The organism is Actinocorallia lasiicapitis, from assembly GCF_054778695.1.
This window is the reverse complement of record NZ_BAAGZI010000255.1, coordinates 1-8815: the sequence shown is the minus strand read 5'-3', so window position 1 is coordinate 8815 and position 8815 is coordinate 1. Positions and strand designations below refer to the sequence as shown.

The window sequence follows — 8815 nt, the reverse complement described above, 5'->3', positions numbered from 1 at the left end:
ACCGCGCTCGAGCAGATCGCCGACGCCCTCGACGCCCACGCCGACGAGCTGTGGGCCCTCGCCGACCAGGAGACCGCGCTCGGCGAGACCAGGCTGCGCGGCGAGATCGCCCGGTCGTCCGCCCAGTTCCGGCTGTTCGCCGAAGTCCTCATCGACGGCGGCTACGCGGACGCCGTCATCGACCACGCCGACGGCGCACGGCCCGATCTGCGCCGGATGAACCGGCCGCTGCCCGGAGTGGTCGGCGTGTTCGCCGCGAGCAACTTCCCGTTCGCGTTCTCGGTGGCGGGCGGCGACGTCGCGTCGGCGCTCGCGGCGGGCTGCTCCGCCGTCGTCAAGGCGCATCCCGGGCATCCCCGGCTCTCGGCGCTGACCGCCCGGGTGATCGGCGCGGCCCTGCCGGATCCGGCGCTGCTCCGGCTCGTCCAGGACGTCGAGGCGGGACGGCTGCTGGTCCAGCACCCCGAGGTGGTCGCGGTCGGGTTCACCGGTTCGCTGCGGGGCGGCGAGGCCGTCCAGCGGCTGATCGGCGAACGCGACACCCCGATCCCGTTCTTCGGCGAGCTCGGCAGCGTCAACCCGGTGGTCGTGCTGCCTTCGGCGTCGCCGGTGGGGCTCGCGGAGGGCTTCGCCGCCTCCCTGACGCTCGGCGCCGGCCAGTTCTGCACCAATCCCGGGCTGCTGTTCGTGCCCGCGCAGGGGCGGTGGGTGGAGGAGATCGCGGCGGCCGTCGCACGGTCGTCGGGCGGCCCCATGCTGACCGAGCGGATCAAGGACGGTTACGTCGACGGCCTCCAGGCCAAGGACGGCCTGCCCGTCCTCGCCGAGGGCGCGCCGGGCCCAGGCCCGTGGGCGGCCATCCCGACCGTCTTCACCACCGATCTGGCCACCTTCACCGGACGGCTGCCCGGGATCGCCGAGGAGACCTTCGGGCCGTCCGCCGTCGTCGTCACCTACCCCGACCCGGCCGAACTGCCGCCCGTCCTCGCGCTGCTGCCCGGCTCGCTCACCGCGACGATCCACGCGGGCGAACCCGCCGAGGCGGGCGCGGTCGCCGAGGTGTTCGCCCGGACGGCCGGACGGCTGATCTGGAACGGCTGGCCCACCGGTGTCGCCGTGACCTGGGCGCAGCACCACGGCGGCCCCTGGCCCGCGACCACCGCCCCGGCGAGCACGTCGGTCGGGACGGCGGCGATCGGGCGCTGGCTCACGCCCGTCGCCTACCAGTCGTGGCCGCAGGAGCTGCTGCCGCCGGAACTGCGCGACGGCAACCCGCTAGGAGTCGTCGTGCGCGTAGACGGGATCCTGGGTGAGTTCTCCGCCGTCCGGAGCGGGTGAGATCGCCGCACCCTGCACCAGCGAGTTCGGCAGGTAGTGGGGGCCGTTGTCGGCGTGCACGATCGTGTACATCAGCGCGATCTCCTTGACGACCCCCACCGTCTCACCGCCCAGCGGACCCGATCTGACCCGGATCTTGTCGCCGATCGCGAACGGCCGCGAATACAGCAGGACGAGCCCGGCGAACGCGTTGGCGAGGGTCTGCTGGCCCGCGATGCCCAGCACCACACCGGTCAGCGCGCCGCCGATGGCGAGCTGCGCGGCCGGGATGTGCAGCAGCTCCAGCGTGGTCAGGCCGACCGCGACGATCCCCGCCGTCACGATCACCAGCCGGACGACCGAAGCGTGCACCGCCCCGACCTTCTGCAGCATCATCTCCCTGGCCTGGACGGCGATACTGAGCGTCCCCATGATCCCGAACGCGCAGAACCCGCCCGCCCCGGCCCAGGACACGAGCATCCCGATGCCGTTCTTCTCGCCCGGGTTGCCGACCAGCGACACCAGGGCGCAGGCCAGCGCGGCCGCCCAGTGCATCAGCGGACGCCGCCATCTGATCTGCATCCCGGCCTCCTCTCACGGTCAGTTGACCTGACGGGTGCGGCCCTCCCAGAACGGGGCCCGCAGCTTGAACTTCTGGATCTTGCCGGTGGCGGTGCGCGGCAGCTCCGCCAGGAACTCGACCCGCTTCGGGCACTTGTAACCGGCCAGCTGGGTCCGGCAGTGCTCGACCAGATCGTCCGAGGTCAGCTCGGTGCCGTCCGTGACGACCAGAGCCGTCACCAGCTCGCCCCACCTGTCGTCGGGGATCCCGATGACGGCCGCCTCACGGACCGCCGGATGTGAGATCAGCGCGTCCTCCACCTCGATCGAGGAGACGTTCTCGCCGCCCGAGATGATGACGTCCTTCTTCCGGTCGGAGATGGTGAGGTAGCCGTCCGCGCCGATGACGCCGCCGTCGCCGGTGTGGAACCAGTTCCCCTCCTGGGCGACGGCCGTCGCCTCCGGGTTCTCCCAGTAGCCGGCCAGATTGTGGTTGGACCTGGCCAGCACCTCCCCGGTGGAGTCGATCGCCAGCCGCACCCCGAGGGCGGGCGCGCCCGCCCGGCTGAGGAGCTTGGCGCGCTCCCGCTCGTCCAGGCCGTCCCACTCGTGGCGGTGCTGGTTGACGGTGAGGACGGGCGAGGTCTCGGTGAGCCCGTAGATCTGCTGGAACTCCCAGCCGAGCACCTCGTGGACCTGCTGGATGGTGCGGGTCGGCGGCGGCGCGCCCGCGACCACGATCCGCACCCTGTCGCGGCCGGGGATCGGGCCGTCCCAGTCCTTGGCGGCGTCGAGCGCGGCGGTCACGACGGCGGGCGCGGCGCACATCAGGGTCACGCCGTGCTCCTCGACGCGGCGCAGCAGCTCCGTGCCGTCGATCTTCCGCAGGACGATGTGCTTGCCGCCCAGGCCCGTCACCACGTACGGCATCCCCCAGCCGTTGCAGTGGAACATCGGCAGGGTGTGCAGCAGGACGTCGTCGGGGCGGACCGAGGTGTGCAGCCCGAACACGACCGCGTTCATCCAGATGTTGCGGTGCGTGAGCTGCACGCCCTTGGGCCGCGCCGTCGTGCCCGAGGTGTAGTTGATGGTCGCGGTGGCGTTCTCGTCGCCGCCCCAGGGGGTCGGCTCGCCTTCGCCGCCGAAGACCTCGTCGTCGTTCTCGCCGAGCACGAACACGTGCTTCGCGGTGACGGTGTCGAGCAGGCCGCGCAGTTCCGGATCGACCAGCAGGACCTCGGCGCCCGAATGCTCGACGATGTACTTCACCTCGGCCGGGGCCAGCCGGAAGTTGACGGGCACCAGCACCCGGCCCCAGCCCGAGACGCCGAAGAACGACACGAGCAGCCGTGCCGCGTTCTGCGACACGACCGCGACCCGCCCGCCGACCGGCACGCCGAGCCGTTCCAGGGCCGCGGCCTGGCCGCGGGCGAGCCGGGCGACGTCACGGTAGGTGAGCTCGCCCCAGGACGGAGCCGGCTGGTCGGGCTCGTCGACGACCGCGATCCGGTCGGGATAGACCGTTTCGGCCCGATCGAGGAAGTCCCGGACACCCAAGTCAAAGAACATGACGACCCTTTCGTTGCGAAGGCACTACCGAACGTAACCCGTCGCCTTCGCTTCGACCACCCACCCACCGCTATTGCCGGGCGTACGCGCAGGACTATTGGGCGGCGCCCTGCGCGGAGCTCACGAGCTCCTTCAGATGCGCTTCCTGCTCGTTGCTGAGCGAGGTCTTGATGATGGTGCCGCCGTAGGAGGCCACCTCCGGGATGACCTTGTCCGGGGTGCTCTGGACGATCAGCAGGAACAGCACCGCGCCGCCCGGCTTGAGGTTGTTGGCGAGGTCCTTCATGAACTGGTCGTCGACCCCCGAGTCGGACATCGCGCCGCCCAGCGCGCCGCCCGCCGCGCCCATCGCCATGCCGAGCAGCGGCATGAAGAAGATCAGGCCGATGAGCCCGCCCCAGACCGCGCCCCACGCGGCGCCCGTGCCCGTCGGGCTGTTGACCTGGTGGAGCTTGATCTTCCCGTCCTGCTGCTTCTCGACGACGGCCGCGTCCTCCAGCTTGATGAGGTTCTCGCGCTGCATTCCCATCAGCCGGTCCCGCACCTGGATGGCGGTGTTGACGTCCGGATACGCGATGGCGACCAGGTTGCTCATGCCCTACCCCCGAAAGATCGATGTGCCTTCGCGCCGTTGACTACCCGCTTCCGCCGTCGAAGATCACCGGCTGACCCAAGCTTTGCCTCAACCGCAGTCGGGCCGGAAACCCGGATCGGCGGCGCCCAGCTCGTTCACGACCGTCTGCACGACGGGCCGGTCGAAGGTGAGGAAGATGTGCTCGGTGAGGTCGCCGGGGCACAGGTCCTGGAGGGTCAGGTTCCTGGCGCCCTTCAGGAACGACACCCCGTGCGGGGTGACGATCTCGTCGGTGCGCGTCGCCAGCACCACGTAGCGCGGCCCCGGCACGGTGTCGCCGTCGGCGAACAGGTCGCGCTGGAACGGCGAGCCGGTGAGCTGCTGGCCGATGCTCGGCACACCCGCCACGGTCAGCGCGGTCTGCGCGAACGGGTGGAGCCGCAGCCGGTCGATCAGGGTGGCCGCGCCGTGCAGCGTGGTGCCGTGGTTGGTGGGCGCCAGCGCCACGAACGTGTGGACGCGCGGCGCTCCGCCCAGCCGTTTGATGTAGTAGTTCGGCAGCATCCCGCCCTGCGAGTGGCCGACGATGTCGACCTGCGCCGCGCCGGTCGCCTCCAGCACCCGGTCCACGAACCGGGCCAGCTCCCGCGCCGAACCCGTCGCCTCGGTGAGGCCGCCCAGCCGGCCCAGCGACGGCAGCAGCGAACCGCCCACTCTGGCCATCCCGTAGTTGAACGCGTAGACGCAGTGGCCCGCGTTGGCCAGGGTCGGCGCGATCGCCGCCCAGTCGAACCCAAGGTTGACGGCCATGGCGTGCATCAGCACGACCGGCCGCGGACGGGCCGCGCTCGGCCGGCACTTCCAGTCGTTCGCACCCGCGACCCGGTCGGGGCTCAGCAGCAGATTGGCCACGCCCGTCACGACGCCGCCGACCGGATACCGGTCGGCGCCTGCGGCGTGCGCGGGCACAGAAGGCAGCAGGGCGAGCAGCAGGGCCGCAACGATGAGTCTCATAGCCCAGAGTTATCAGCGGGCTGGGGGATTCCTTGGGCTATGCGTTCTGTGCAACGCTGTGCGGCATGGCGCTGGAGCTGACCGAAGACGAGCAGATCGTCCTGGATTTCCACCCGCACTGGACGACTCTGCTGAAGTCGATCCTGCTGCTGGCCCTCATCACGATCGCCGCCGGAGCGATCATCTTCTTCACCCCCGACTGGGACGCGCAGACCCAGATCCGGCTGGGCGTCGCGGCCGTCGGCGCGCTGGCGGCGCTGGCCCTGTCGCTGGTGCCCTTTCTCCGCTGGTTCACCACCCGGTACATCCTGACCACCCACCGGCTGGTGATCCGGATCGGGATCTTCTCCCGGACGGGCCGCGACCTGCCGCTGACGCGCGTCAACGACGCGACCTTCTCCCACAACCTGATCCAGCGGATCCTCGGCACGGGCACCCTGACCGTCGAGTCGGGCGGCGAGAACGGCCAGCTCGTCCTGCGCAACATCCCGAAGGTGGAAGAGGTGCAGCGGGACATGTACGAACTCATCAACGAACCGCGCACTCCGCGCGCTTAGGCGTGTTTCGAAAAACGCCCTGACCCTCCCCTGACTCTTTAACTCCCGGCCCGAGTCGCCGGACTTGCGCATACCGCAGGTCCGACGGCTCGGGCCTTTCCTTTTCCTCTGCTCGGCATGTCTTTGCGGATACAGCGAGTAATTAAGGGAGTGGTCTATTTCCCCAGCTCAAAGAGGGTGAGCTGCTACGTTGGCCGAGGTTTGCTTACAGAGGGTGAGCAGATCGGTACATGTAGACATAATGAGAAGGAGACGCTTGTGAAGCGCTTCGGATTTCTGCGTAACCGTGCGGCGGTCGGGGCGGGCCTCGCCGCCGTCTGCGCCATCACCATGGCGCAGCCCGCCTCCGCCGGCTGGGAACCTGACGCCGAGGACTGGGGCACCGTCGTCCCGAACGCCGGATGCGTTCAGGCCGACGCCTGGGTCGCGCGCGTCAAGGGGATCGGCGGAAGCGCCAACAGCGCGCTGTTCGAGAGCCACTTCCCGACCCTGCCGACCGCGCCCGACCACCAGGGTGGCGGCCAGGACCTCATCAACATGACCGAGGCCGAGTCCGGCATCGGCAAGGGCAGCGCCCTGTTCACCCGCGCCGCCGGCAACAAGAAGCCGGTCGACCCCGGGTTCGCGGGCACCCAGCTCGTTGACGCCCCGTGCGGCGCCTACGCCGAGGCCGGCGGCGCGTCCATCACCGTCGGGCTGCCGTACGTCCCCGGCCCGACCGTCCCGCTGTCGCCGATCGGTGTGCACCTCGAGGGCATCGTCGTCAGCGCCAACTCCCAGCCGGGCTCGCCCGTGCACCTGGAAGGCGGCATCACCGGCGGCTACATCTCCAGCTTCGGCGTGAAGCAGGTGACCATCCCCAAGGTGTGGGCCGCCAACTTCGGGCTCCGGGTCCCCGCCGACCACGCGGTGCCGGCCGTCGCGCTGGCCGTCACCAACGAGCAGGTGACGACCGACAACAAGGGCGTGCCCACCCTGGACTCCCACGGCAAGTACTTCCTCGACCCGACCGCCACCAGCGGTTACGTCAACGCCGCCCACGCGACCGTCCTCGGCCTCAACGCCGCCGACGCGACCGTCGGCCACGCCGCCGTGCTCCGCGACCCGGCCCTCACCACGCAGTGCGCCATCCCCGGCAACCGCTGCGCCTGATCCACCGCTCGAGTTCCGATGAGTCGAGGGGACGCCCGCGGGCGTCCCCTCCGCCGGCCCCCGGAGGTCCGCCGTGCACCGCCCCGTCCTGACGTTCGCCGCCGTGGCGCTCGCCCTCACCGCCTGCTCGGGCGGGCCCGCCCCCCTGCCGAAAGTCGAGGGGAGGCCGGGGACGCCGCCCGTCATCACGATCCCCGACGGGAAACCCGACCCGAAGGTCCGGGTGCGGGTGCTCGACCGCGGCACGGGACCGCGGACCACGAAGGACCAGGCCGTCATCGCGCACGTCGACATGCGCACCTGGTCGGACCGGAAGCCCTACCTCAGTAGCTGGAGCGCCCAGCAGCCCACGACCGTCCGGTTCGACGGCGACAAGATCGGCAAAGCCTGGGAGACGGCGCTGGTCGGGCGGAGCCCCGGCGCGCGGATCCTGCTCGTCACACCCGCGCGGTTCGGGATGGGCGGCGGTGGGCGCGCCCCCGGCCAGGTGGATCCCGGCGACACGATGGTCGAGGTGTTCGACGTCATCGGCGGCTACCCCGTCGACGGCCAGGTCACCGGAGCCGAACAGCGGCCCGACCCCGCCACCTTCCCGCAGGTGAAAGTGGAAGCGGGCAAGGAACCGGCCGTCACGGTCGGCGCCAGGCGCGCGCCGCGCGAGCTGGCCGTCGCGACGCTCGTCCAGGGGACGGGCGCGCCGATCCGGGCCGGTTCGACCTTCGTCACCAACTACACAGCGGCCCGCTGGAAGGCCGGCGACACCTACGACTCGTCCTACCGGCGCGGCGGGCCCAACGGGTTCGTGCTCGGGCCCAAGAGCGTCCCGCCGGGCTGGGAGCGGGCCCTCGACGGGGTGCGGGCGGGCAGCCGGGTCGAGATCATCGTGCCGAAGCGGCTCGGCAAGGGGTTCGGGACGACGCTCGGCGGGCTCGGCGTGCCGCCCGGCGAGACGATCGTCTATGTGATGGACATCCTCGACGTCCGGGACCCGTCAGCCGGCTGAATGGGAGGAACTTTCGCCTTTGGGACATTTGCGCTATATGTCACTGGTGGTCAAGTTCCTCCGCCTGCTGGCGGCGCCGTTCCTTGCTCTCGCCCTGGTCTGCGGCGGGATGTCCGCCCCGGCCCACGCCGAGGAGTCCGACTCCCAGCTCGCCGCCGAATGGCGGTACGCCTGGGACTTCTACAAGTTCTACACGTGCCTGACCAAACCGCTGCCGATCACCGGCCGCGCCGTGAAGTCGCAGGACGTCACCGTCGAGATCGACGCGCCCGCGACCCGGGTGTTCGACGCCTACTCCGACTTCCGCAACCACCTGGGGCTCGGCGGATTCCTGCGCCGGGTCGCCGTCCACGCCGACCGCACCGAAGGCGGCGTCCGGTATGTGGACTCGACCGCGATCGAGGACGTCCCGACCGTGGCCGGGCTGCCGCCGCTCAGCATCAAGACCCACGCCCAGCAGCGGCTGCACCGCACCGAGCTGTACTACGAGACCGACTCCTGGACCCTCCCGAACGTCGTCACCCACCAGAAGATCGTGTTCACCGATCTGGGCGGCGGCCGCACCCGGGTGGTCGAGCACCTGACGTTCGAGGCGAACCTGCTGCTCATCGACTTCACCCTGACCAACGGCGTCGCCTCCCACCAGGCCACCGCGCAGGGCCTCAAGCAGGCCATCGAATCCGGCGCGATCGGCTAGCGTGCCTGGCTAGTCGCGGAGCGGGGCCGACTTCAGGGACATGTGGAGGGTGAGGCGGTCGCGGCCTTCGGCGAGGTCGAGGCCGGTCAGCTCCTCGATCCGGCCGAGGCGGTAGTAGAGGGTCTGGCGGTGGATCGTCAGGGCGTCGGCGGTGCGCTGGGCGTGGCCCGCGAGATCGAGGTAGGTCTCGGCGGTCGTGCGCAGCGCCTCGTGGGCGAGCAGCGGCAGCACGCACGGGTCGACCGCGTCGGTGAGCAGCCGGTACGGGCCGAGCTCGTCCCAGCGGGCGATCGGCGGGCCGACCCGTGACGCCACCCGGTGCGCGATCCTGGCCTGCGCGACGGCCTCGCGGGCATGGCCGAGCCCACGCC

The 8815-nt window shown here is 70.9% G+C and carries 10 protein-coding genes; 5 read left to right on the top strand and 5 right to left on the bottom strand.

The window, feature by feature from the left end:
* Positions 1–1338, top strand: a 1338-nt coding sequence (locus ACYVE7_RS23500) for an aldehyde dehydrogenase family protein (RefSeq protein WP_460367236.1), incomplete at its 5' end; no start/stop codon positions are given.
* On the opposite strand, the gene ACYVE7_RS23495 is transcribed toward ACYVE7_RS23500, so the two are convergent.
* The 4 genes from ACYVE7_RS23495 to ACYVE7_RS23480 form a co-directional block, all read right to left on the bottom strand.
* Positions 1276–1899: a mechanosensitive ion channel family protein gene (locus tag ACYVE7_RS23495; protein WP_460367235.1), complete on the bottom strand. Its 624-nt coding sequence runs from the start codon at positions 1897–1899 to the stop codon at positions 1276–1278. The genes ACYVE7_RS23500 and ACYVE7_RS23495 overlap by 63 nt on opposite strands.
* 18 nt (positions 1900–1917) lie before the next feature.
* Positions 1918–3447, bottom strand: a complete 1530-nt coding sequence (locus ACYVE7_RS23490; protein ID WP_460367232.1) for an AMP-binding protein — start codon at positions 3445–3447, stop codon at positions 1918–1920.
* A gap of 94 nt (positions 3448–3541) precedes the next feature.
* Entirely contained in the window at positions 3542–4042 is a 501-nt protein-coding gene (locus ACYVE7_RS23485) for a DUF1269 domain-containing protein (RefSeq protein WP_460367230.1), read from the bottom strand.
* Between the two features lie 87 nt (positions 4043–4129).
* A complete protein-coding gene (locus ACYVE7_RS23480; RefSeq protein WP_460367228.1) occupies positions 4130–5035 on the bottom strand; it encodes an esterase/lipase family protein in 906 nt (301 codons plus the stop codon).
* A 65-nt stretch (positions 5036–5100) separates the two neighbouring features.
* On the opposite strand from ACYVE7_RS23480, the gene ACYVE7_RS23475 reads away from it, so the two are divergent.
* The 4 genes from ACYVE7_RS23475 (at position 5101) to ACYVE7_RS23460 (ending at position 8444) form a co-directional block, all read left to right on the top strand.
* Positions 5101–5592: a PH domain-containing protein gene (locus ACYVE7_RS23475; RefSeq protein WP_460367226.1), complete on the top strand. Its 492-nt coding sequence runs from the start codon at positions 5101–5103 to the stop codon at positions 5590–5592.
* Between the two features lie 258 nt (positions 5593–5850).
* Positions 5851–6744 carry a hypothetical protein gene (locus tag ACYVE7_RS23470; protein WP_460367224.1) on the top strand — a complete coding sequence of 298 codons (894 nt, stop codon included), beginning with the start codon at positions 5851–5853 and terminating at the stop codon, positions 6742–6744.
* Between the two features lie 73 nt (positions 6745–6817).
* Positions 6818–7747, top strand: a complete 930-nt coding sequence (locus ACYVE7_RS23465; protein ID WP_460367223.1) for an FKBP-type peptidyl-prolyl cis-trans isomerase — start codon at positions 6818–6820, stop codon at positions 7745–7747.
* Positions 7748–7784: 37 nt separating this feature from the next.
* Positions 7785–8444 (top strand): hypothetical protein, encoded by a 660-nt coding sequence (locus ACYVE7_RS23460; protein ID WP_460367221.1) that lies wholly within the window; start codon positions 7785–7787, stop codon positions 8442–8444.
* 9 nt (positions 8445–8453) lie between these two features.
* Here the strand turns inward: ACYVE7_RS23460 and ACYVE7_RS23455 are convergent.
* Positions 8454–8815: PucR family transcriptional regulator (locus ACYVE7_RS23455; RefSeq protein ID WP_460367220.1), on the bottom strand; the 362-nt coding region annotated here is incomplete at its 5' end.